We start from the raw sequence: 23943 nt of genomic DNA on the forward strand, positions 1-23943 counted from the left end.
CCAACCCACCTCCATGGTGACGCCGCGTCCGGTAGGGCGGTGGGGACGCTACTTCTTGTCCTTGGCATTCCTTTCGATGTAGTCAATCGCATCCTGGACAGTCCGGATCTTCTCCGTGTCCTCGTCCGGAATGTCGATCTCGAACGCCTCCTCAAACGCGAGGACAAGCTCCACCAGGCCCAGCGAATCGGCGCCCAGATCGTCGATGAAACTCGCCTCAGGCTTGATGTCCTTCTCGTCGACGTCGAGCTGTTCCTTGATGATCCGCTTTACTTCGGCCGTGATGTCGCGACCTTCAGCCATGGTATTCCTCCCGGGAAAACGGAACCCCTAGTAGCCCATCGCCATCAGCGTTGCACCATCGAATTACCTGCGACCGCTTTTTTCGTGTGCGCCTGGTTTGCCGCTGTGCGTGACGCCTGGCAGACGGGGTCCTCAAGCCAGCGCTCTCACACGTACATTCCGCCGTTGACGCGCAGCGTCTCGCCCGTCACGTAGCTCGCCTCGTCGGAGCATAGGAATGCGATCGCCGCGGCGACCTCCTCCGCTCGGCCCGTGCGCCCGAGCGGGACCATCTTCGTCAGCCCCTCTTTCATCTCCGGGGTGATCGTCGTCGTCATGTCGGTGTCGATGAACCCGGGCGCCACGGCGTTGACCGTGATGCCGCGCCCCGCGTACTCGCGGGCGAGCGACTTCGTCACGCCGAGCAGGGCCGCCTTCGTCGCCGCATAGGCCGCCTGGCCCACGTTGCCCATCTCCGCCACAACGCTGGAGAGGAACACGATGCGGCCCGTGCGCGCGCGCATCATGACCTTGGTCGCGGCGCGCGCGGACGCGATCGAGCCCTTCACGTTCACGGCGAAGAGGCGATCGAGGTCTTCCTCCTTGATCCGCAGGAGCAGGCCGTCGATCGCAATCCCCGCATTCGCGACGAGGATGTCAAGCCGGCCAAGGCGCTTCGCCGCCTCGGCGATGGCGGCCTCGGTCGCCTGCAGGTTCGCGACGTCGAAGCCGAGCGCCTCGGCCTTGCCGCCGCGCGCGGTGATCGCCTCGACGACCGCGCGCGCCTCGGCTTCTCCGCGCACGTAGTTGACGATGACGTGCGCGCCCTGCGCCGCGAGGGCCTCCGACGCGGCACGCCCGATTCCTCGCGATCCACCCGTGACGATCGCAACTTTGCCCGTAAGGTCGAACATCGATGCCTATGCCTCCGAAAGGAACGCGTTCACGCGCTCAATCCCCGCCATGTCGCTCACGCTGAGCACCTTGATCTGCTTCGTGATCCGCTTCACCAACCCGGCGAGCACCTTGCCAGGGCCGATCTCGAGGGCGTGCGTCACGCCGTCCTCCGCCATGCGCTCGATCGTCCGCATCCACTGCACGGTTCCATCGATCTGGCGCAGGAGGAGCGACCGTACCCGCTCCGGATCGGCGTTCGGCGTGGCGTCGACGTTCGCGATCACGGGGAAGGCGAGCGGCATCAGGTGGGTGCGATCGAGCTCGGGGCGCAGGCGTTCGGCCGCGGGTCGCATCAGCGCGCAGTGGAAGGGGGCGCTCACTTTGAGCGGGATGGCCTTGCCCCCGCGGGCGACGGCGAGCTCGCCCGCCCGCGCGACCGCGCCAGCGTGCCCGGCGATCACGATCTGCCCCGGCCCGTTGTAGTTCGCCGGGGCGACCACCTCGCCTTGCGCCGCCTCGGCGCAGATCGCGAGCACCACCTCCTGGTCGAGCGCGATGAGCGCCGCCATTGCCCCCTCGCCCGCCGGCACGGCCTCCTGCATGGCGCTGCCCCGGATCCGACAGAGCCGCACCGCATCCTCGATCTCGAGCGCGCCGGCGGCGACCAGCGCGCTGTACTCGCCGAGCGAGTGGCCGGCCGCGTACAGCGGCGGATCGAGGTTGGGCAGGTGCTCGATGAGGGCCGCGGCCACGGCGCAGCTCGTCGCGACGATGGCGGGCTGGGTGTTGCTCGTCTGCGTCAGCGCCTCCATCGGCCCCTCGAAGCAGAGCCGCGAGATCGGCTCGCCGAGCGCTGCGTCCGCTCGCGCGAACGCGCCGCGCGCGGCCGCCGAGGCCTCCGCGAGGGCCTTGCCCATCCCCACCTCTTGCGCCCCTTGCCCTGGAAACAGCCAAGCGATTTTCACGTTTGCCCTCAATTCCAAGCCAGGGAGGCGGACGCCGTCCGTCCCCCGAACCACGTCATGCGGCCGGCGCGCGCGAGACTACCTCAGGCTGGATCGCCCGGCGAGCTCGACCGCCACGCGTAGACCTCGACCCCGACGCAGGCACACGCGCATGGGCCCGTTCACATCCGGATGACGGACGCGCCCCAGGAGATGCCAGCGCCGAGCGCGCAGAACAGGACGTTTTGCCCCGGCTTGATGCGCCCATCGCGGACCGCCTCGTCGAGCGCGATGGGGATCGATGCGCTCGACGTGTTGCCGTACTCCTCGATGTTGAGCACGAACCTCTCCAGCGGGAGGTTGAGCCGCGCGGCGACCTGGCTGATGATCCGCAGGTTCGCCTGATGGGCGACGACCCAGTCCAGGTCCGCAGCCGCCATGCCCGCCGTGTCGAGCGCGATCAGCGACGCGCTCGACAGGTTCTTCACGGCGACCTTGAAGATGTCCTGCCCCACCATGTGGACCTTGTTGCGGCTCTGCTCGATGCCCTCGGCCGTCAGCGGCTCGGCCGTGCCGCCGCCCGGGATGACCAGCGAGTTCGCGAGCATGCCGTCGCTGAAGATCCGGGTCGAGATGATGCCCCTGCCGTCGCCCGACGCAGGCCCGAGCACGACCGCGCCCGCGCCGTCGCCGAACAGGACGCACGTCGTGCGATCCTTCCAGTTCAGGATGCGCGAGAGCAGCTCGACGCCGATCACGAGGACGTGCCGGGCCACGCCGTTCGCGATGAACTGATCGGCGATCGTGAGGCCGTAGACGAAGCCGGCGCAGGCCGCCGAGATGTCGAACGCGGGGATCTCCTGAGCGCCGAGCTTCTGCTGCACGTACACGGCGCAGGAGGGCATCGGGGTGTCGCCGCTGATCGTCCCGACGATGATCATGTCGAGATCGGCCGCCGAGAGCCCGGCGGCGTCCAGAGCAGAGCGGCCAGCCGCGGCGGCCATGTCGCTCGTGAGCTCTCCCTCGGCAGCGACATGGCGCCGACGGATCCCCGTTCGCTCGCTGATCCAGCTGTCGGAGGTGTCGACGATCTTCTCGAGATCGGTGTTGTGAAGGACTCGGGCGGGCGCGTAGCTGCCCGTCCCGAGGATGCGGCTCCTCGGCCGCGTGGAGCTCATGCGACGGCCCCCCGCGCATCCGCGCGAGCCGGCGCCGCGCCCAGGTGCGCGGGCGCAGCGTTCGCGCGCGCCGGCGCACCCGCGCCCGTCATGAGGCCGCGGTCGCCTTGGTCGCCTTCGCCTTGCGCCCGTTGTAGTGCCCGCAGGCGCCACAGGCGCGGTGCGGGAGCCGGGCTTCCCCGCAGTTCTCGCAAGAGACGAGCTGGACGGGGGTCACCTTGTCGTGGTTGGCGCGCCGCATGTCGCGCTTGCTGGGGGTGGTTTTCCTCTTGGGGACGGCCACGGAACTACTCCTTCTTGGTCTTCTTCTTCGGTGTCCCGGCCTTGGCCGGGGGGGTCGATGCAGGTTCTGCGCGCCTGTCAGAGCCGCTGGGCTTCTGTCCGAGCTTCTCTCGGAGCGCGCTGAGCGGCGCGAGCCGCGGGTCGAGGCCTGGAGCGGCCTCATCCTCCTCCGCCACCCCACGGACGAGGGCCGAGGAGCCGCCTTCGCGGTCCTCTCGGGACGCGGCAGGACCGATACCCGGGCAAGCCTCCGAGCACAAGGGGAAGTTCGGCATCTCGAGGAGAATGGCCTCGCGGATGAACGGATCGAGCTCGACCGACTCGCCATCGTACGTGTCGACGTCGGCCTCGTCCGCTGTGAACTCGTACTCCGGCTCCTTGACCTTGCCGGCCCCCGCCTTCGCCGCGCCGTTGCGGGCGGCGTCGTCCCGCCGGTGGCCGTGGCCATGCCCGTGGCCGTCCGCCTTCGGGGCAGGACGCAAGAGGAGCGAGAGCTCGGCGTCGATGTCCAGCGCAGCAGGGGCAAGGCACCGCGCGCAGGGCGTGGCGACGGGCGCCTTGACGCGGCCGCGCACGACGATCTCGTTCCCCGTCCGCGAGAGGCGGGCCGTGATGTGGCCTGGCGCGCGCCCGGTGACGTCGGCGTCAGCGAGCGTCGTGTTGATCCAGTCGAGCGGCAGCGGCAGGTCCAGCGAAATACCGGAGATGTCGATGTCGTTGGCGGAGACGGCAAACTGGGACATGGGTTCCGGTCCAGTGAAAGCGGAGCGTTTAGCGCGGGGTGCGTTGGCTCGCAAGAACGACCCGCAGCCGCCTTCACATCGGGCTGCATGGTAGCGTCGCCCGCGCATGGAGCGCAGCGCCACGCCCGAGGCCAGGCCCCCGCCGCCGGGCGCCGCCGATCGGCGGCCGGAACCTTCAGGGGAAGCACGGCGAGCAGGCCGCCGCGCAGCGATTGCGATCGCCCTCTATGCGCTCGTGACGCTCGTGTACGCCGCGAGCTCCTCCCGCGAGATCTTCGGCGTCCACACGCCCTACAACCACTACGCGCTGCTCGCTGAGGCGTGGCTCCAGGGCCGCCTCGATCTCGGCGGACCGCCGCCGGCGCACGCGGGCGGCAACGACTTCGCCGTGTTCGGCGACCGCTACTACGTCAGCTTCCCCCCCTTCCCCGCGGTCCTCATCGCGCCGCTCGTGAAGCTCGCCGGCGGCGCCGAGCGCGTGCGCGACGGGCAGTTCTTCCTGGCGTTCGCCGGCATCGGGCCGGCTGTCCTCTTCCTCGCGCTGGAGAAGCTCTCGGCCTCGCGCCGCAGCCACCGCACGCAGGCCGAGAACGTCGCGCTCTCGCTGCTCTTCGCGCTCGGGAGCGTCTACTGGTTCAGCGCGGTGCAAGGGACGGTGTGGTTCGCCGCGCACGTCGTCGGCGTCGCGCTGGCGTGCGTCTACCTCTACTGCGCGCTCGAAGCCGCCCATCCGCTCGCGGCGGGGCTCGCCCTGGGCCTCGGCTTCGCGACCCGCACGCCGCTCGGATTCGCCCTGCCGCTGTTCCTGTTCGAGGCGCTCCGCGTGGACCGCTCGGACCCGCGCGCCCTCTTGCGCCGGCTCGCCCTGTTCGCCGCGCCGGCGGCGCTCGTGCTCTCGGCGCTGCTCTGGCACAACCACGCGCGCTTCGGCGACGCCGTCGAGTTCGGCCACCGGTACCTCCACATCGCGTGGAGCGCGCGGATCGAGAAGTGGGGGCTCTTCTCGTACCACTACCTGCCGCGCAACCTCGCGGTGGTGCTCACCGGCCTGCCGTACACGCACGTGCAGGGCGCCCCCTTCCAGATCAACGCTCACGGGCTCGCGCTCTGGGTGACCACGCCGATCTATGCGTGGGCCCTCTGGCCCCGGCGCACGCCGCCCCCGTTCTGGGCGCTCGCCGCCACGGTATCCGCGGTCGCGCTGCCGAGCCTCCTCTACCAGAACACCGGCTGGCTCCAGTTCGGCTACCGCTTCTCCAACGATTTCGCCCCGTTTCTCTTCGCCATGATCGCCGTCTCCGGCCGCCGCTTCGGCGTGCCGTTCTACGCCATCGGGGCGGCCGCGATCGCCGTCAACGGGTTCGGCGCGCTCACGTTCCAGCGCGCGGGCTTCGAGCGGTTCTACTTCGTCGAGCGCACCCAGCGGGTGCTGCACCAGCCCGACTGAGTCGGCCCACGCCTCCGCGCCGCTGCCGCGACGCCGCGCCGAGGACGCTCCTCCTCCTCGGCACGGCCGGAGGGGGCGCGCTCCCTCGGGCGCGCGGGCGATCCAGCGGGCGGCGCACGCGGCCCTTGGGTGCAGGGCGCTCGCCGTGCTAGCCCTCGCCGCGCCATGGAAGCTCTGCTCGACCCGGCCGCCATCGGGCGCGGCCTCCGGCGCGTCGCGCTCCAGATCGCCGAGCGCGGCCGCGGCATAGACGATCTGGCGCTCATCGGGATCCGACGGGGCGGTGAGCCGCTGGCCAAGCGGCTGGCCGCGCTGCTCCTCGAGATCGAGGGGCACGCGCCGCCTGTCGGCGCCGTCGACATCACGCTCTACCGCGACGACGCCGCGACCGCCCTGCCGAACCCGCGCATCGGCCCAAGCCACATCTCCTTCCCCGTCGACGGCCGGCGCATCGTGCTGATCGACGACGTGGTCTACACCGGTCGCACCATCCGCGCGGCGCTCGACGCCGTGCTCGACTATGGGCGACCGCAGCGGATCGAGCTCGTCGCGCTCGTCGATCGCGGCGGCAGGGAATTGCCGATTCACCCCGACTACGTCGTCCGCGCGGTCGAGCTCGCCCCCGGGCAGCGCGTCGACGTCGTGGAGCGCGCGGGCGAGCTCTGGGCTCTCGTCACCGCCGCCGGCACAAAGCTCTCGGAGCCCCCCCCGCCACCGGAAGGAACATAAGCCAGCGCATGAGGAGGATCTACCCGCACCGACACCTGCTCGGCATCGAGGGTCTCTCGCGAACCGAGATCGTGGCCCTCCTGGACGCCGCCGAGTCGCTCTTCGACGTCTCCCGGCGGAGCGTGCGCAAGGTGCCCACGCTCCGCGGCAAGACGGTCGTGAACCTCTTCTACGAGCCGTCGACGCGCACGCGGACGTCGTTCGAGCTCGCGGGCAAGCGGCTCAGCGCCGACGTCATCAACATCAGCGTCTCCACGTCGAGCGCGGTCAAGGGGGAATCGCTGCTCGACACGGTGCAGAACCTCCAGGCGATGCAGCCGGACGTGCTGGTCATCCGGCACGCCGCGTCGGGCGCGCCGCACCACGTCGCCGCGCACACGCGCGCCGCGGTCGTCAACGCGGGGGACGGCACGCACGAGCACCCGACGCAGGCGCTGCTCGACGCGTTCACGATCCGGCGCGCGAAGGGCCGACTCGAAGGGCTGGAGGTCGCCATCTGCGGCGACATCGTCCACAGCCGCGTGGCCCGCTCGAACGCGCACCTGCTCACGACGATGGGCGCGCGGGTCCGCTTCGCCGGCCCGCGCACGCTGCTTCCGATCGCGGGGGAGTCGCTCGGCGCGACCGTCTACGACCGGATCGAGCCCGCCCTCGAGGGGGCCGACGTGGTGATGATGCTGCGCGTGCAGCGCGAGCGGCTGAGCGGCAGCTTCCTGCCCAGCACGCGCGAGTACAGCCGCACGTTCGGGCTGAACCCGGCCCGGCTCGCGCTCGCCAAGCCGGACGCGATCGTGATGCACCCGGGGCCGATGAACCGCGGCGTCGAGATCGATCCGCGCGTCGCGGACGGCGCACAGAGCGTGATCCTCGACCAGGTCGAGGCCGGCGTCGCGGTCAGGATGGCCGTGCTCTGGATCCTGGCCGCGGAGGCCAACGAGTTCTCCGCGACCGGCGAGCCACGGCCAGCGCCCTGACGACCGCCCCGGCCGCCCGAGCGGGGCGTGGCGGCGCGGCCGGGGCAGACGGACGCCCTGGCGCGTGGAACCCACGGAACCATGGATGGAAGGCGCGGACCCCGCACGCGGCTCCCCGCGGCATATGCCCGCTCGCAGCGAACAGGGTTCCCTGTTGCGCCCCGTTTTAATAGGCTGGTCCATCTTTTTGAAAGGGTGGAGCCAACCATGTTTTCGCGAGACGTCCTCAGGATCGATGCCCCGGCAGTAGCGCAAGAGATCGAGCAGGCCATCCGGGATCAGGTGTTCGGTACGCTGCGGCGGCGCGGGGCCGTGGTCGGGATCTCGGGCGGGATCGACAGCTCCGTCGTCTCGACGCTGTGCGTCCGCGCGCTCGGCAAGGACAAGGTGCTGGGCATCTTCATGCCCGAGCGCGACACCTCCGATGACGCGCTCCGCCTCGGCAAGCTGCTCGCCGAGGGGCTCGGCATCGAGGCGGTCATCGAGAACATCAAGCCCGCGCTGACCGGCCTCCGCTGCTACGAGCGGCAGGACGAGGCGATCCGGATGGTCTACCCAGACTACAACGAGAGCTGGAAGTTCAAGATCACGCTCCCCTCGATCCTCGAGAGCGACAGGCTGAACGTCTCGCAGCTGACGGCGCAGCCGCCCGGCGAGGAGCCGCGCGTGAAGCGGATCCCCCTGAACGCGTACCTGCAGCTCGTCGCCGCGACGAACTTCAAGCAGCGCATCCGCAAGATGATGGAGTACTACCACGCGGACAGGCTCAATTACGCCGTCGCCGGCACGCCGAACCTGCTGGAGTACGATCAGGGCTTCTTCGTCAAGCAGGGCGACGGCGCCGCGGACTTCAAGCCGATCGCGCACCTGTACAAGAGCCAGGTCTACGCGCTCGCCGAGTACATCGGCGTCCCTGCCGATATCCGCAGGCGCGCGCCGACGACGGACACGTTCTCGATGCCGCAGGGGCAGGACGAGTTCTACTTCGCGCTCCCCTACGACAAGATGGACCTCTGCCTGTACGCCTACAACAACAACGTCCCGGCCGCGGACGCGGCTGCCGCCGTCGGCATCACGCCGCAGCAGGTCGAGCGCGTGTTCAAGGACATCGAAGCGAAGCGCCGGGTAGCGCAGTACCTCCACGCGCAGCCGCTGCTCGTCCGCGATCAGGGCCACGCCTGATGATCCGCGCCATCGGACCGCGCACGCCGCTGTCAACGGGATTCTCAGCCTGATACGCCGTTCCGCGGGCGTGAAACCCGCCGGAAACAGCGCGAAACCACGCTGACATTCACTCACGTTGACGACCATGACGGACGGGCTCGCAGCGAGATCGTCAGTCGCCAATCTCACCTAAGCGGCGTGCCCTGGCGGCGGCCTTCGGACGCGGACGGCACGACGCCGCACACGAACGAGCGCGGACGCGAGCGTGAGCGATGAACCGCAACCGCGTCCTGCCTCGATCCGCGCGTTGGCCGTCGCTCCGCGGAGTGTTCTCGACAGGAAAGCCGGGGGGGTGATAGACGTCGAGACTACCCCCATGAGCACTTCCAGCATCGAATCGACGATTCGCAACTTCCTGGTGACCTCGTTCGGATACCGGGGCGCTACCGCCGATCTCGGGTCCGAGGTCGCTTTGCTCGATCAAGGGATCCTGGACTCGACGGCCGTCCTCGAGATCGTTCAGTTCCTCGAGCAGGACCTCGGCATCCAGGTCGCCGACGAGGAGATGGTGCCGGAGAATTTCGGCTCGATCGCCAGGCTCGTCACCTACGTGAGCGGGAAGAAGAACAGCAACTAGCCCGAACCCGGGGGGCGCATGAGCACGCAGCACACCGCTCGTCGCGATCCGCGCTCGGATCGCTTCCTCATCGACTCCGCGCTGCGATCGTTCGCCGCGTCGCGCCCCGACCACGTCGCGCTGGTCTGCGAGGGACGGCGGCTCACGTACCGGGAGCTCGACGCGCTCGCCGATCGCTGCGCCGCCCTGTTCCGCGAGGCGGGCGTGCAGCGCGGCGATCGCGTCATGGTCGCGCTCGACAACGGCGTGGACGCGGTCGTCGCGTACTACGGAGCGCTCCGGGCCGACGGCGTGCCGTCGCTGCTCGGCACCGCGATGCGACCGCGGCGCCTCGGTCAGGTGATGGAGCTCGCCGCCCCCCGCGTGTTTGTGGCGGCGCGCGGCATGCGCGAGGGCCTCGCCGCGGTGGCCGAGCTCCCGCCCGGCGCGAGGCCGGCGGCGACGTTCCTGAGCGGCGCGGCTCCCCCGGCCGCGCCCGGGCCCCCGCCCGAGGGGCGCGACTTCCAGGAGGCCCTGGCCGGCGCGCCCGGCGAGCCCCCTGCGCGCCGCGCGATCGAGCTCGATCTGGCGACGCTCTGCTGGACGAGCGGCAGCACGGGCGAGTCGAAGGGGGTCATGCTGACGCACCAGAACCTCCGCAACAGCACCGCGGCCATCGGCGCGTACCTCGAGCACACGGCGGACGACGTGATCCTCTGCGTGCTGCCCCTGTCGCACACCTACGGGCTCTTCCAGCTGCTCGTGACGCACGCGTTCGGCGGGACCGTCGTGCTCGAGAAGGGCTTCTCCATGCCGTGGCCCATCGTCCAGCGGATGGCCGAGGAGCGGGCGACCGGCTTCGCGGGCGTGCCGACGATCTTCGCGTCGATGCTCTCGCTCAAGAACTTCGCGAAGGCCGATCTCTCGGCGCTCCGGTACATGACGAACGCCGCGTACGGGCTCCCAGCGCCGCAGCTCCTGCGCCTCCGCGAGCTCCTGCCCAACGTCTCCTTCTTCGCGATGTACGGCCAGACCGAGTGCACCCGCGTCTGCTACCTGCCGCCCTCGCTGGCGCTCGAGCGGCCGTCCTCCGTGGGCATCGCGATGCCGAACGAGGAGCTCTGGATCGAGCGGGAGGACGGCACGCACGCGGAGCCGGGCGAGGTGGGCGAGCTCGTCGTGCGCGGGCCGAACGTGATGCGCGGCTACTGGAGGAACCCCGAGGCGACCGCCTGCGCGCTCCGGCCGGGGCCGCTCCCGGGCGAGGTCGTGCTTCACACCGGCGACCTCTTCAAGATGGACGAGGACCGGTACCTCTACTTCGTCGCGCGCAAGGACGACATCATCAAGACCCGCGGCGAGAAGGTGAGCCCCCTCGAGGTCGAGTCCGTGATCTGCAAGGTCCCGGGCGTCGTCGAGGCGGCGGTCGTCGGCGTGCCGGATCAGGTGCTCGGGGTCGCGGTGAAGGCCGCCGTGGTGAAGGCCCCTGACGCCGCTGTGACCGCCGACGACGTCCGCAAGAAGGTGCGGTCCGAGCTCGACGAGGTCGCCGTGCCCAAGTTCGTCGAGTTCATGGATTCGCTCCCCAAGACGGCGAGCGGCAAAGTCAAGAAGAGCGAGCTCATCTGATATGTGCGGTATCGCCGGCCTCATCAACCTACGCACCGACGCGCCGAACCCCGACCGCGAGCTGGCCCTCAAGATGGCGCGGGCGCTCCGCCACCGCGGCCCCGACGGCTTCGGCATCTACCGCGATCGCCACGTCGCGCTGGCCCACTCGCGCCTGTCGATCATCGACCTCGACGGCGGCTGGCAGCCGATGGCCAACGCCGACGAGACGCTCTGGGTCTGCTTCAACGGCGAGATCTTCAACTACATCGAGCTCCGCGAGGAGCTCACGGCGAAGGGCCACCACTTCCGGACCAAGAGCGACACCGAGGCGCTGATCCACGCCTACGCCGAGTACGGCGAGGCCATGGTCGATCGGCTGAACGGCCAGTGGGCGTTCGTCATCTGGGACGTCAAGCAGCGGCGCGCGTTCTTCTCGCGTGACCGCGTCGGCATCAACCCGCTCTTCTGGACGGTCCACCGCGGCGTCCTCCGGTTCGCCAGCGAGGTGAAGTCGCTTTTCCAGGACCCCACCATCCCCCGCGCGATCTCGCGTGAGGGCCTCGACGAGGCGCTGACGTTCTGGGCGCCGATCGCCCCGCTCACGCCATACGAGGGCATCCAGCAGATCCCGCCGGGCGCGGTGGCGACGCTCGACCTCGATCGCGACGTGGCGCCGCGCGTCTCGGTCCGCTTCCGCCCCGAGTTCCCCGCCGGGCGCGCGCCCGGCGGCGACGAGGCGGGGCTCGTGTCCAGCGTGCGCGAGGCGGTCCGCGGCGGCTCGACGATCCGCCTGCGCGCCGACGTCCCCGTCGGCAGCTACCTGAGCGGCGGGCTCGACTCCACGATCGTCGCGGCGCTCATCGCGTCGAACCGCGAGGTGCCGCTGCGCACGTTCTCGGTCGAGTTCGCCGAGCGCGAGTTCGACGAGGCCGAGTACCAGCGCGCCGCCGTCGCGCACCTCGGCACGTCGCACGCGTCGATCCAGTGCCGCGACGCCGACATCGCCGGCGTCTTCCCGGAGGTCGTCTACCACGCCGAGGCCCCGCTGCTGCGCACCGCCCCGGCCCCGCTGTTCATCCTGGCGCGCCTCGTCCGGCAGAGCGGCTACCGCGTGGTGCTGACGGGCGAGGGCGCCGACGAGTTCTTCGCCGGCTACGACATCTTCCGCGAGGACCGGGTGCGCCGCTTCTGGGCGCGCCACCCGGACAGCAAGCTCAGGCCGCAGCTCCTCCTCCGGCTCTACCCCTACCTCCAGCGGTCGCCGGTCGCGCAGGTCGAGATGGCCAAGGCCTTCTTCGGGCGGAACCTCGCGCAGACGGACGACCCGTTCTACTCCCACCGCCCGCGGTGGGACGCCACGAGCCGCATCAAGCTGATGCTCGATCCCGCGATGCGCGAGGGCATCGGCGACACCGCCGCGGCCGATCGCCTGAGGGAGCAGCTGCCGCGCGACTTCATGCGATGGACGCCGCTCGCGCGCGCGCAGTACCTGGAGATCACGACGCTGCTCTCCGGCTACCTGCTCTCCTCCCAGGGCGAGCGCATGATGATGGCGAACTCGGTCGAGGGGCGCTTCCCGTTCCTCGATCCCAACGTGATGGACGTGGCGGACGCGCTGCCGGACGCGCTCAAGCTCCGCACCCTCGACGAGAAGCACGTGCTGAAGCGCGCGATGGGCGATCTCCTGCCGCCCGGCGTCCTCGAGCGGAAGAAGCAGCCTTACCGCGCGCCCGTGGTGCAGCCTTTCTTCGGGAGCGGGACGCCGGACTATGTCGAGGCGTGCCTGTCGCCGGACGCCATCAAGGACGCCGGCATCTGGCAGGCGCAGCCCGTCGCGGCGCTCATCGCGAAGTGCCGCAAGACCGGCGGCAAGTCGATGAGCAACACCGACGACATGGCGTTCTGCGCCATCCTCTCCACGCAGCTCATGGCGCGCGACATCATCCAGGGTGCGCGCGTCGTCTCGGCCGCCGACGACACGTCCGGCCGGCTGGGCGTCGATGTCGATCGGGTGCGCGACGCCGCGGGCTGAGCGGGCGCGCTCGGCCCCGCGCTGAGCCGGTGCGCGGCGCCGCGGGGCGCATGGGAGCCGCCCCTCAGCTCAGCGGGCCCGCTTGCGTATCGTGCCGCTGCTCTCGTCCGCCCAGAAGACGAACCCGCCGGCGAGCGCGATACCGCGCGGCGTGCCGCCCTCGTACAGCGGCCGCGTCCTGCCGGTGCCGTCCTTGCGCTTCCGCATCACGCGGGGCGACCCCTGGTCGGTCCAGTAGACGAACTCATCGGACCCATCCACGGCGATGCAGTCGGGGGACGCATGCGCCACGTCATCATCCTCGATGGCCGTCCAGACGGCCGCCGCGTTCTCCGAGCCGTCCTTCGGCGCCCTCATCACGGCAGACAGCTCGCCGGCGTGATCCCCGCGCGGGCTGTTGGTCCAGTAGACGTGGTCGTCGTCCACGGCGATCGCGTACGGAAACGGCTGCTCCCTGGCCAGTCGCTGCGTGTCGCCGGTCGCCCGCTGCGTCCGGTTCACCGAGCCGCGCAGGCTCCGATCGACCCAGTACACGTGCTCTCGGTCGATCGCGATGAGGTGCGGCGACACGTTGTTGTCCTCGTGGAACTCGTCGTCCACCTCCGCGTCGGGCATCGTGATCTTGCCGATGAGGCTCCCCTCGCCCGGCGTGCCGATGCCGGCCGCGCGCTGCGCCCAGAACACCGCGTCCTCGTCCGCGGCCACGCCGAGGGTCGCGAAGTCCGAGTCGAAGAGCACCTCTGGCGTGCGTGCTCCGTTGCGGTCCACCGTCAAGACGTCCTTGTCGTTGAGGTTGGACCAGAAGACGCCGTGCTGGTTGACGGCGATCCCGTACGGAGCGTTCTGGCCGACGGCGAGCGTCGTGACGGCTCCGCCGAGGACCGACACTTTTTGCACGCTGCCATCCGTGCCTTCGCCCGCCGTCCAGTAGACCTCGCCCTGGTAGACGGTGAGCAGGTTCGCGTTCGGCGCCTCGATGGTCGGAAACCCGCGCGCGATCTCCGTGACCCCGCTGCAGCCGGTCGCGCTGCACCTCCCGCCGTCCAGGCACACCGCGCCGCAAGCGCCGCAGTTCTGCGGGTCGTCGAGCAGGTTCACCTCGCAGTCGTCGGGGTTGCCGTCGCAGTCCGCCGTGCCGGCCGCGCACCCATCGCCTCCACCGGTCGAGGTCGCGCTGGCTTCGCTCACCGTGAAGTCCCCGAGCACGCTGGTGCATGCCGCGGCGGCCATGATGGCAACGCAGAGAATCGAGCCGATTCCGAACGCCTGGCGCATCAGAAACTCCCCTTCGCCCCCGCGGAGCCGAGCCCGATCACGGGCGTGATCGATATCCCGGCGCGCTGCGGCGATCTCGGCGCTGTGAGCAGCAGGACCGTGCCCGCGCCGACGCCCACCGCGCCGATCGCGAACCCGATCGTCGAGAGGGTGCCCATCGCGTGGTAGCTGTCGAGCTCGCCCTTGAGCGACGGGTCGCACCGGCCGCCGGGGCAGCGCTCCGACAGATCGCCGTGCTTCCCGAGCGCGAGCACGCCGCCGACGGCGCCGGCCGCGAGCCCGGCGCCGCCGAGCCCGAGCGCGGCAACCGCCAGCACCGTGCGGCTGCTGCCGCCGGAACCGGAAGCAGAAGCGCCCTGATCGGGCCGCGGCGCCACAGACAGATGCGGCTTGACCGGAGGCGGCGGCGCGGCCGGCTTGAGCTCCAGCGCGACGGTCTCGCTGGCGCCCTCGGCGAGCGTCACCTTCACCTCGATCGGAGCGAACCCCGCGGCCGACGCCCGGACGACGTGGTCGCCTGGATCGACCGGCCGCCGGACCCCGAGCGCGGCGCGCGGCACCGGCGCGTCGTCGATCGTGACCGAGGTGGTGTCCGGCCCGCTCACCGAGATGAGCACCTGCGGGATCCGGGGCGCGAGCGCGTCGAGCTCGCGCTGGGCGGCCGCGATCGCCTCGAAGAACTGCTCGGGCGACTTCTCCGGCGCTCCCTCGCGGAGGATGCGGCTGTACGACTCCTGGGCCGCGATCCACTGGCCCGCGCCCACCTGGGCGCGGGCGACGCCGAGCAGCAGCGTCGGCGCGTGGATGATGGCGTCGGCGCGGCTGAACCGATCGAGCGCGGCCGCGAAGTCCTTTCGCTCGAGGGCCTCCTGCCCCTCCACGGCGAGCGAGCGCGCGGTCGCGCGATCGGCGTCCGAGACCTGCGCCAGCGCGGCGGGCGCGCAGGTCAGGGCGAGCAGCAAGGAAGCGATCCCTAGTCGACGAGCCATACGAAGGAGGTCCGTGCGAAGTGCTGCGGGTGAACGTCAGATGCCGAAGTCCGTCGGCTTCGGCTTGCGGCGCGCGCTCCCCGGCGGCGTGGGGGAGCGCGGCTTCGCCTGGGCGGGCTGAGCCGCTGGCGCACGCGGGCCGCTCGCCGGCGTCGCCGAGACCGGGGACGCCGTCGCAGAGCCCGCGGCCGCCGGGGCCACAGAGGGGGGCGGCTCCGGCGCCTGCGCGGAGGCCGTGGCCGGCGCCACGACGTCGGGCCGCCGCGGCGCATCGGACACCGACGCCGTGGGAGCCGGCTGCGCGAGCGGCTGCCCCGTCGCGTCAGGGCTCCCGCCGCGCAGGGCGAAGAACGCGACGGCCACGAGAGCGACCGCGCCGGCCGCCGCGGCGGCGAGCGCGCGTCCGACGACAGGCCGCCGGACCGGGGTCGACACCACCGAGACCAGCGCGCTGGCGGTGTGCGACCGCATCTGGCGGCCGGCCATCGCGGACGCGGCCTCCGCGGCTCCTGGCGAGGCCACTGTCGCGCCGGACCCGGCCGGGGTCCGCGCAACCTCGGCGTCCGACGAGGCGATCAGCGTGACCGCGTCCCCGAACGAAGGCGCCGCGCTGTCGGGCCCCGCGTCGGGGAGCGCCGCGCTCTCCCTCGATCGTGGCGCGAACCCGAGCTCCACCGAGATGCGCTCGCCGGACACGCGGAACGGGCCGACGATGCTCGTCCTGGGCTCGAAGCTCTCGCTCGCGAGGTCGAGCGCGATCGCGAGCGCGTCGCAGAACTCCTTCGCGCTCTGGAACCGCGCCTCCGGCTCGCGCGACGCCGCGCGGGCCCACCAGGCGTCGAAGCCGGGCGGCACGGGGGCGAGCTGCGACGGCACGGGCAGCGGCTTCACCATGATCTTGAGGAGCAGATCGCCGAACGCCTCGCTGTTGAACGGGAGCTTGCCGGTGAGGCACTCGAACACGACGACGGCGAGCGACCAGAGGTCCGAGCGGTGATCGATGCTCTTGGTGCCCTGCGCCTGCTCCGGGCTCATGTACGCGGGCGTCCCGAGGAGCGAGCCGGTCTTCGTGGTGGAGGTGACTTGATGCGTGCTGTCCTTCGCGATGCCGAAATCGAGCACCTTGGCGATCTCCCTGTCGTCGTCCCGGACGAGGAAGATGTTGGCCGGCTTGAGATCGCGATGGACAAGGCCGCTCGCGTGAGCCTTGGTGAGCGCGCGCGCCACCTGAGCCGTGATCGCCATCGTGTCGTGCGGGTCGAGCCGCCCCACGCGCTGGATGCGGGTATCGAGGTCCTCCCCCTCGAGGTACTCCATCGCGATGTACGGCGTGCCCTGCCAGACGCCGTGGTCGAGGATCTGCACGACGTGCGGGCTGCGGATCTGCGCGGCGACCTTCGCCTCGCGCTCGAACCGGTGCCGCACCTCCTTCGAGACGCCCTGCGCGTTCATGAACTTGATCGCGCACGGGATGTCGAGGCCGAGGTGCTGGGCGAGCCACACCGAGCCCATCCCACCTTGCCTGAGCGGACGCACCAGGCGAAAGCGATCGGCAACGGTGTTCCCCGCGGCGGGTGTCACGCAGCCTCCCAGACCTTCTGGAATAACACAGGTCGTCGTCCAGGGTCACGTTCGCGCCGTGCAAAAGTGAGCTGGGGCCGACAGCGCGAAATGGCGCAGAAGCGCCGCCATCCCCCGCGCGCGCCCTGCATTCGCGACGCTTGCATCAGTTGCATCAGTTGCATCAGTCGCATCAGCTGCATCAGTTGCACCGCTTGCGACGTTTACGACGCTTCGCGGCGGAAGCTAGCGAGAACCCGAGCTCGCGGCGGCGGGCTCCTGCAGAGACCGCCGCGCGCCGGGCCGGCCCGGAAGCGCGGCGCCGTCGGTCGTGTCCGTCTTGTCCGCCTTGTCCGTCTTGCCGAGCGGCGTGCCCGTCGTCTGCGCGAGCTGGCTGCCCCGCGGATCGTCCGGGAACGCGTCGAGGAACTTGCGGACGTGGTGGCGCGACTCCTCGACGATGCCCGCGCGGAACGTCAGGAGCGCGAGGTTGTAGCGCGCATCGGCGCTCCTGGGATCGGCCTTCAGGGCGGCGAGGTAGCCCTGACGTGCGCCGTTGTAGTCGCCGCGCTTGTCGGCGATGAGCGCGAGGTTGTAGAGCGCCTCGGCGTCCGAGGGATCCTGCTCGGCGAGCGGCGTGAGGCGCGCCTTCGCCCCGTCGAGATCCCCGGCCAGGATCGCGAGCGCTCCCGCGAGGAGCTGCGCCTTCCGGCCAGCGCCGGCGTCGATCGCGCGATCCGCCTCGGCCCTGGCCTCGGCCAGGCGACCCGCGCGCTCGAGCGCGAGCGCGAGCGCATAGCGGAGCCGCGACGGGTCGCCGCCCTCCTCGAGCGCGGCCCGCGCCTCGGCCTCGGCGCGCTCGGGGCGGCCGGCGACGGCGAGCGCCTCGGCCAGGACCGCGCGCGTGCCGCTCTGCTCCGGGCACCGCTCGCGCGCGGACTCCGCGTCGCGGAGGGCGGCCCCAGCGTTGCGGGCGTGCAGCCTCGCCTCGGCGCGCAGCGCGAGGCAGGCACACGTGGCGGGCGCGGCGGGCGCGGCGGAGGCGGGGTGCATCTTCAGGCAGCGCGCCGCGACGCCGTCGAGATCGTCGAGCTTGCGCCGCTCGCGGAGCGGCCTCGCGAGCTCGTCGATCGCGCGCAGGTGTGCGCCGTCGCGGCGAAGCGCCGCCCACCACATCCGCTCGCGCGACCCGAGCAGGGGCGCTGCCCCGTTCAGCTGGACGACTCCGAGGCCGATCACGACGATCGCGGCCCCCATGCGCCGGTGCTTGAAGCTCGAACCGAGCCAGCGCTCCGCGGCGGCAGCGGCGAGCGTCGCGAGCGCCGCCCACAGGGGCAATGCGACGAAAACGACCCCCTGCGCGAGCGGCGCGCGAGGCCCGCGGTAGTAGAGCGTGGCCGCAAGCGCCGCGGCGATCGCGATCCACAGCAGCGCCGCGCCGTTCCTGGCGAGCCGTGTATCGAGCCGCGCGGCGAACCACGCCGACAGGCCGAGCGCGGCGGCGAGCGCGGCCGCCGAGAGCGCTCCCGAGAGGGCGAGCGCGCCGGCCGGGAGCGGCTCAGGCGAGAGCCACGTGGGCGCGATCGCCAGGACCAGGAGGTGCAGCGCGCGGCAGAGGTGCAGGGCGAGCTCAGCAAGCCAAGACACGGCGTGACCTTAGCCCACCGCCCATCGCGGACCAAACGGCGGAGAGGCATCGCTGCAGCGCGGCCGCCGCGGCGAGGGCGCGCTCACGGCCGCGGCGCGCTCATGGCAGGGTCATCTCGACCTCGACGGAGACGCGGTTTCCGGGCGGCGGCACGACGAGCCCGAGCGGCATCATCCGCAGGCATTGCGCCGCGTCGGGACGATCCATCCCGCGCACCTCGCTGATGCCGCGGGCGATCTCGTTCCCCGACGCATCGAAGGTCATGTTGAAGATGTACCTGGCGCGGGCTGGAGCCGGGTTCTTCCTGAGCGAAGGCTCCCAGCACTGCTTCACGAAGAGCGACCGGCGCGCTTCGAGCTCCTTGGCGGCGTCCCCCTCGACACGCTTGTAGAGCTCGCTCGCCAGAGGCGCGGCCCCTGCCGACGCGGGGTGAGGCGCAGGCAGCGAAGGAGCGGGCGCGTCCGCGAGCGCTGGCAGCGCGCCCGCGCGCGCCGTCGAGGCCTCCACCCTGGCCGACGGAGGCGCAGGTGGCGGCGGCGGACGCTGCAGCCCGAGGTAGAGCCCTGCCGCGATGAAGAGGCTGCCGAGCAGGATCGCCGCGGGGGTCATCAGCTCCTTCTGCATGGTGGCGATCGGAGGGCAGACGCCGCGCACCTCGCGGCGCGCGAGGTTGGCCGCCCGGTCCGACCTTACTGCATCGCGACGACAGCGGAGGTGTACGAATAGTCGTTGTTGGTCCAGAAGGGGCTATCGGACTTCCCGCAGAGGCCGACGTTGTACTGGCCCGGGGGCGGCGACAGCACGGCGCTCAGCCCCATGGGGATGCGGGTGTGCGCCGGGACCTGGACAGCATAGACGCCCGTCCCTTCTGGGCTGAGCTCCCCGAGAGGCGAGAGCTGCTGAGCGCAGATCCAGAGGTGGAGCTGATCCGCGGGGGTCGACGCCGCGCCGAGCGCCTTGTTGGAGACGACGACGACGCGCTGCCCCGAGGCCGTCACGCTCACGGTCGCGGGCGCAGCCAGGAACTGCAGCGATTTCTGAGGGGCTGCGCCCGCGCCGGAGACGTAGGTGCTCGAGATGACGCCAGGGGGTCCCTGCGGCCCCTCCGCCCCCGGCGCACCCGGTGCACCCGGCGGCCCGGCAGCGCCAGGCGGCCCAGCTGGCCCGCTCGGACCGGCCGGTCCCACCGCGCCGGGCGGGCCCGCCGGCCCCGGCGCGCCCTGCAGGCCGATCGGATCGCCGACCCACACGCCGCTGCTGTCGACGACGAGGCGGCCGCCGATGGAGATCGAGTTCGGCGTGATGTCCCCCGCGACGTTGCTGGCCTCGAGCGCATACGGAACGCTCGCGATCCTGGCGCGCGGCAGCATCTCGGGGTCGTCCCCCACGGTGATCCCCAGGTAGCGCGCCGTGCCGTCGAAGACCGGCTTGTCGACGGGCGCGAGCTCGCCGAGGTCGACCGAGAAATAGCCTTGGTCGAACGTGACGGTGTGGAGCTCGCTCCAGACGGGCACGGGCGCGTCGGGCGCGTCGTAGAACGCGAACACCACATCGAGCGTGTCGTCGATGGGCTGGCCCACCGAATCGAAGAGGCGCCCCTGGTGGGTGATCGTGACGGGGACCGCCGCGGCAGCGGGCCCGGACAGCGCGGTCACCGCCGCAAGGACCGGCGCGTGGATGGTTCGTGCCTTCATCGCGAGCTCCCCTCGTTCGCCCTCGCGAGCCGGCGCAAGGTGCGCCGTGGCAGACATCGCGCGGCGCGCGCTGAGCAATCGCGCCCGGAGGCGTCGATGATCCTGGAGCGGGCCGCGAGCCCTGCCACGATCTCGCGAAGGAGCAGCGCCTTGGATGCCAGCGGCCGACGGGCGGTTCCGATCGCGCTCCCGGTCGTCCGACGCCGCTCGTGCAGGCCGCCAGCACCGCGAGCGCCAGGCCTCGCCGCCTCGGTCGAGGCCGCCCGAGACGGCGCGCGCCCGGGTCTCGCGGCCTGCGCGCCGCGACGTGATCGCCCTCGGCGCGCCGCCGGCTACTCGAGATCGTACGGCTCGACCTTCACCTCGGCCAGCTTCGGGACGGCCGCGGCGATCGCCTCGCCGATCTCCTCGTGCGTTCCGACGACGCCGATCACGAGATCGTCCTCGGAGATCCGGCGCCGCACGGCGGCGTTCGCCTCCTCGAGCGTGACGTCCTCGATCCGCTTCAGGTAGGTCTCGTGGTACCCCTCCGGCAGATCGTACAGGAGCTCGTCGAGCTTCTGGTGCACGCGCTTCCTCGCGGTGTCGATCTCGAACGCGTGCGAGCGGACGAGGTAGCGCTTCACGAACGTGAGCTCGTCCTCGGTGATCCCGTCGCGCCGCAGCGCCTCGAGCAACCCGAGCTGCAGGGAGAGACAGGCGGGCGCGTCCTGCGCCGCGGGCGCGGTCCACATGGTGAACGCGTCGCGGTGCCGATCGAAGCCCGCGCGCGACGAGGCGCCGTAGGACCAGCCACGCTTCGCGCGCACCTCCTGCATCAGCCGCGACGAGAAGGTGCCTCCGAAGGCGGTGTTCGCGACCAGGAGCGCCATGTGATCGGGGTCGTGGGCGTCGGTGCCGAGCCCGCCGATGACCATCTGCGTCTGCGTCCGCTGGTTTGTCGACGAACACGAGGCAACGCCCCGGCCTCGCCCCGGGATCCGTCACCGGATCGGGGATCGCCTCGCCCTCGGGCAGGCCGGACAGGAGGCGCTCGGCGACCACGTGCGCCTCGCCGGGCTCGATGTCCCCCGAGATGGCGACGATCGCGTTGCGCCGGGTGTAGTGCCGCGCGTAGAACGCGGCGACCTCGTCGCGCGTGATCTCCCGCAGCGTCGGGATGGTGCCCGCGGTGCGGCGGCCGTAGGGGTGCCCGGCGAACAGGGTGCGCCGGAAGGCGCGGCTACAGAGCGAGCGATCGCTGTCGCGCGCCTCGATGAGCTCGGCCTCGGCCTCGCGCAGGAGCCGCGCGAGCTCCGGCGGCGAGAACGTCGGGCGGGCGAGGAGCGTGGCCCCGAGCTCGACGAACCGATCGAGCGAGCGCTTGATCACCTCGAAATGCACCGTCGTCGCGCTCGTCGCCACGTCGGTGCCGAACTCCCCGCCGAGCGCGTCGATCGTCTCCTCGATCTCGTTCGCGCTGTAGCCCTCCGCGCCGCGGCGGAGCATGCGCGCCGTGATGCGCGCGAGCCCCTCGCGCCCTGCCGGATCGTGCGCCGAGCCGGAGGGGAACGCGACCACGATGCTGACGATGGGGAGCGCGTGGCTCGTCTCCACGAGCACCGCGCCCTCGCGGGGCGCCACGCGGCCGCCCGTCGCTCCCCTGCCCTGCCCCTCGGCGCCCCAGGCGAGGCCGCTCTTCACGCTCTGGCTCACGATGCCTCCTCGCTCTCCGCGTCGGTCCCGTCCTCGTCGTCCTCGTCGCTCGTCCCGTCCGGGATCACGTGGATCACCGTCCGCGCCGAGGTCACCAGGTAGCGCCGCGCCACGCGCAGCAGATCGCCGACGGTCGCCCGCCGGTAGGCGGCGAGCCGCTCGAACAGGGACGCGGGATCGCCGAGCACCGTCTCGTAGAAGCCGATCTGCTCGGCCTTGCCGGCGACGGTCTCGAGCCCTTGCAGGACCGAGAGCTCGATGCGCGCCTTCGCGCGATCGAGCTCCGCCTCGGTGACCGGCGCGCGGCGCACCGCCTCGAGGAGCGGCTCGAGGGCCGCGAGCAGCGCCTCGCCGGTGTGCTCGCCGCGGGCCGAGAGGTAGATGTCATAGAGCGAAGGATCGCGGAACGAGCCGACCCAGCCCCGGATCTCGCTCGCGATCTCCTGCTCCTGGACGAGCGCGCGGTGCACGCGCGACGACCGCCCGGAGAAGAGGATCTCGTTCAGCAGGGCGAGGGGCGCGTGGTCGAAATCCCCGAGCGCCGGCGCGCGATAGCCGATCGCGACCTTGTGCGTGGCGGTCGGCTTCACCACCTCGGCGCGGCGCTCCGCGATCTGCGGCGGCTCGGGGCACACCTCTTCGACCGGGATCTTCGACGGCTCCTGCGCGCCGTAGTGGTCCTGCACCCCGCGCAGCGCCTCGTCGAGCGCGACGTCGCCGACGATGACCAGCGCCGCGTTGTTGGGGGCGTAGTACGTCCGGTAGAACTCGACGCAGTCCTCGGTCGTGAAGCCCTTGATGTCCTCCATCCAGCCGATGGTCGGCCACCCGTAGGCGTGCTCGGTGAACGCCTCCTTGTAGAGCAGCTCGCTCACCGCCCCGTCGACGTCGTCGTCGACCCGCTGCCTCCGCTCGTTGGCGACGACCTCCTTCTCGCTCGACACCTGCGGATCGCGGAGGACGAGCCGCGCCATGCGCTCCGCCTCGAGGCGGAGGGTGAGCTCGAGCGCGTCCTTCGGCAGGTTCGTGTGGTAGTAGGTCCAGTCGAGGAACGTCGCCGCGTTCGTCTCGGCGCCGGCCTCCTCGAGCATCCGGTCGAACGCGCCGTGGGCGACGCTCTCCGTCTCGCCGAACATGAGGTGCTCGAAGAGGTGGGCGATGCCGGTCTTGCCCACGCGCTCATGGCGCGAGCCGACGCCGAACCAGGTCTGCAGACAGACCACGGGCGCCGAGGGGTCGACGAGCACGAGCACCTTGAGCCCGTTCCCGAGGGCGAAGCGCTCGACGCGCATCGTCGGGCCGAACGCGACGGTGGCGTCGTGGCGCAGCCGGGCGAGCGGCGGGCGTTCGCGGTTCAGCTCGACGAGCATCTCGGCGAGCGGACCCATTCGAGGGAGCGCGTTGGCGCCGGGGACCGAGTAGGCAAGCGTCTCCTGCATGGCAGGCGCAGCCCATACCACGCTCAGCGCCGCGGCGCTGCGTGGCACAAGACGTCGCTCGGATCCCGCGTCGACTGGTGGCACTCCCACCGGTCGTCGTGGCAGGAGACGACGAGGATCCCGGCGTCGTACGCCTCCTTCAGGGAGGAGCCTGCCCGCTGCGCGAGCAGGTTGGACGGGGTGCGCTCGGTGCACCCCTTGCCCATGTCGACCTCGATCTTCCTGTTCCCCTTGGCCGCCTTGACGGGGTTCGGCGGCGTCTTGCCCTTGTCGGCGGTGCGCACCGCCACGGCGAGCTTCGGCAGGATGCCCTCGAGGTAGGGCTTGTCGACGAGCGGGTCGGTCGACCGCGGCGACACCATGGCGAGCGTGTACTGGATCGCCATCATCTGCTGCTCCGGCGGCGCGCTCGGCTGGATCGGCCCGCTCGACCCGATCGGGATCGGCCGCGGCGGCATATCGCGCTTCGCGGCCTCCGCGGCCGCGGGGGTCGCCGCGGCGCTCGGGGCCGGCGCCGCGCTGTCCGCGCCCGGCGGCGCGGAGGCCGAGGCGGCCGCTTGAGGCGCCGCGGCGCGCGGATCGTCGCACGCGAGGACGGCGAGGCCGAGGGCGAGGGCGAAGGCAGGGGTCGCCGCGCGGAGCTCGCGCGGCCGGACGGGGGCGGGCTTCATGGGCGGCTTATACGAGCGAGCGCCGCGCGCCGCCACGCTCGCGTGGCCGCGCGGCGCTCGCGGGCGGCGCGCC

The 23943-nt window shown here is 71.6% G+C and carries 22 protein-coding genes and 1 pseudogene; 7 read left to right on the plus strand and 16 right to left on the minus strand.

Features of this window, described 5'->3' with window-relative positions; genetic code table 11:
• Window positions 1-48 precede the first annotated feature (48 nt).
• The 6 genes from acpP to POL72_RS30240 all read right to left on the minus strand — a co-directional run bounded on the left by acpP (window position 49) and on the right by POL72_RS30240 (window position 4326).
• A complete protein-coding gene (gene acpP, locus POL72_RS30215) occupies window positions 49-303 on the minus strand; it encodes an acyl carrier protein (RefSeq protein WP_012236444.1) in 255 nt (84 codons plus the stop codon).
• Window positions 304-449: 146 nt separating this feature from the next.
• Entirely contained in the window at window positions 450-1196 is a 747-nt protein-coding gene (locus POL72_RS30220) for a 3-oxoacyl-ACP reductase family protein (RefSeq protein WP_272099596.1), read from the minus strand.
• A 6-nt stretch (window positions 1197-1202) separates the two neighbouring features.
• A complete protein-coding gene (gene fabD / locus POL72_RS30225; protein WP_272099597.1) occupies window positions 1203-2144 on the minus strand; it encodes an ACP S-malonyltransferase in 942 nt (313 codons plus the stop codon).
• 161 nt (window positions 2145-2305) lie between these two features.
• Window positions 2306-3301: a beta-ketoacyl-ACP synthase III gene (locus POL72_RS30230; protein ID WP_272099599.1), complete on the minus strand. Its 996-nt coding sequence runs from the start codon at window positions 3299-3301 to the stop codon at window positions 2306-2308.
• An 88-nt stretch (window positions 3302-3389) separates the two neighbouring features.
• Window positions 3390-3584, minus strand: coding sequence for a 50S ribosomal protein L32 (gene rpmF / locus POL72_RS30235; protein ID WP_012236448.1), 195 nt, complete (start codon window positions 3582-3584; stop codon window positions 3390-3392).
• Window positions 3585-3588: 4 nt separating this feature from the next.
• A complete protein-coding gene (locus POL72_RS30240) occupies window positions 3589-4326 on the minus strand; it encodes a YceD family protein (protein ID WP_272099604.1) in 738 nt (245 codons plus the stop codon).
• Window positions 4327-4432: 106 nt separating this feature from the next.
• On the opposite strand from POL72_RS30240, the gene POL72_RS30245 reads away from it, so the two are divergent.
• The 7 genes from POL72_RS30245 (at window position 4433) to asnB (ending at window position 12899) form a co-directional block, all read left to right on the plus strand.
• Complete coding sequence (locus tag POL72_RS30245) at window positions 4433-5773, plus strand: hypothetical protein (RefSeq protein WP_272099605.1); 1341 nt, start codon at window positions 4433-4435, stop codon at window positions 5771-5773.
• Between the two features lie 165 nt (window positions 5774-5938).
• A complete protein-coding gene (pyrR, locus tag POL72_RS30250) occupies window positions 5939-6502 on the plus strand; it encodes a bifunctional pyr operon transcriptional regulator/uracil phosphoribosyltransferase PyrR (protein WP_272099607.1) in 564 nt (187 codons plus the stop codon).
• Window positions 6503-6510: 8 nt separating this feature from the next.
• Complete coding sequence (locus tag POL72_RS30255) at window positions 6511-7476, plus strand: aspartate carbamoyltransferase catalytic subunit (protein ID WP_272099608.1); 966 nt, start codon at window positions 6511-6513, stop codon at window positions 7474-7476.
• 207 nt (window positions 7477-7683) lie between these two features.
• Window positions 7684-8658: an NAD(+) synthase gene (gene nadE, locus POL72_RS30260; protein WP_272099610.1), complete on the plus strand. Its 975-nt coding sequence runs from the start codon at window positions 7684-7686 to the stop codon at window positions 8656-8658.
• A gap of 358 nt (window positions 8659-9016) precedes the next feature.
• Entirely contained in the window at window positions 9017-9277 is a 261-nt protein-coding gene (locus POL72_RS30265; RefSeq protein ID WP_272099611.1) for an acyl carrier protein, read from the plus strand.
• Window positions 9278-9295: 18 nt separating this feature from the next.
• Entirely contained in the window at window positions 9296-10885 is a 1590-nt protein-coding gene (locus tag POL72_RS30270; RefSeq protein WP_272099613.1) for a class I adenylate-forming enzyme family protein, read from the plus strand.
• Between the two features lies 1 nt (window position 10886).
• Entirely contained in the window at window positions 10887-12899 is a 2013-nt protein-coding gene (asnB, locus tag POL72_RS30275; protein ID WP_272099615.1) for an asparagine synthase (glutamine-hydrolyzing), read from the plus strand.
• A 69-nt stretch (window positions 12900-12968) separates the two neighbouring features.
• Here asnB and POL72_RS30280 read toward each other — a convergent pair whose 3' ends face one another.
• From POL72_RS30280 to POL72_RS30325, 10 genes and pseudogenes are all read right to left on the minus strand, one after another.
• Complete coding sequence (locus POL72_RS30280; protein WP_272099617.1) at window positions 12969-14174, minus strand: lipoprotein receptor; 1206 nt, start codon at window positions 14172-14174, stop codon at window positions 12969-12971.
• Entirely contained in the window at window positions 14174-15136 is a 963-nt protein-coding gene (locus tag POL72_RS30285) for a hypothetical protein (RefSeq protein WP_272099618.1), read from the minus strand. Before POL72_RS30285 ends, POL72_RS30280 begins: the two co-directional genes overlap by 1 nt.
• A 63-nt stretch (window positions 15137-15199) precedes the next feature.
• Window positions 15200-16744, minus strand: a complete 1545-nt coding sequence (locus POL72_RS30290; RefSeq protein WP_272099620.1) for a serine/threonine-protein kinase — start codon at window positions 16742-16744, stop codon at window positions 15200-15202.
• Window positions 16745-16969: 225 nt separating this feature from the next.
• On the minus strand, window positions 16970-18370 hold the full coding sequence (locus POL72_RS50590) for a tetratricopeptide repeat protein (RefSeq protein ID WP_272099622.1): 1401 nt from the start codon (window positions 18368-18370) through the stop codon (window positions 16970-16972).
• 100 nt (window positions 18371-18470) lie between these two features.
• The gene (locus tag POL72_RS30300; RefSeq protein WP_272099624.1) at window positions 18471-18995 is read right to left on the minus strand and encodes a hypothetical protein; all 525 of its coding nucleotides are present in this window, start codon (window positions 18993-18995) and stop codon (window positions 18471-18473) included.
• 65 nt (window positions 18996-19060) lie between these two features.
• The gene (locus POL72_RS30305) at window positions 19061-20065 is read right to left on the minus strand and encodes a DUF8740 domain-containing protein (protein ID WP_272100038.1); all 1005 of its coding nucleotides are present in this window, start codon (window positions 20063-20065) and stop codon (window positions 19061-19063) included.
• A gap of 332 nt (window positions 20066-20397) precedes the next feature.
• Window positions 20398-20982 carry a M16 family metallopeptidase gene (locus POL72_RS30310; protein ID WP_272099626.1) on the minus strand — a complete coding sequence of 195 codons (585 nt, stop codon included), beginning with the start codon at window positions 20980-20982 and terminating at the stop codon, window positions 20398-20400.
• 82 nt (window positions 20983-21064) lie between these two features.
• A pseudogene (locus POL72_RS30315) lies at window positions 21065-21760 on the minus strand (M16 family metallopeptidase); the annotation flags it as partial.
• Window positions 21757-23199: a M16 family metallopeptidase gene (locus POL72_RS30320; RefSeq protein WP_272099628.1), complete on the minus strand. Its 1443-nt coding sequence runs from the start codon at window positions 23197-23199 to the stop codon at window positions 21757-21759. The gene POL72_RS30320 and the pseudogene POL72_RS30315, both read right to left, overlap by 4 nt.
• Window positions 23200-23222: 23 nt before the next feature.
• Window positions 23223-23870: a hypothetical protein gene (locus POL72_RS30325; RefSeq protein ID WP_272099630.1), complete on the minus strand. Its 648-nt coding sequence runs from the start codon at window positions 23868-23870 to the stop codon at window positions 23223-23225.
• Window positions 23871-23943: the final 73 nt, after the last annotated feature.

The sequence above is a fragment of the Sorangium aterium genome (assembly GCF_028368935.1).
Classification (GTDB): domain Bacteria; phylum Myxococcota_A; class Polyangia; order Polyangiales; family Polyangiaceae; genus Sorangium; species Sorangium atrum.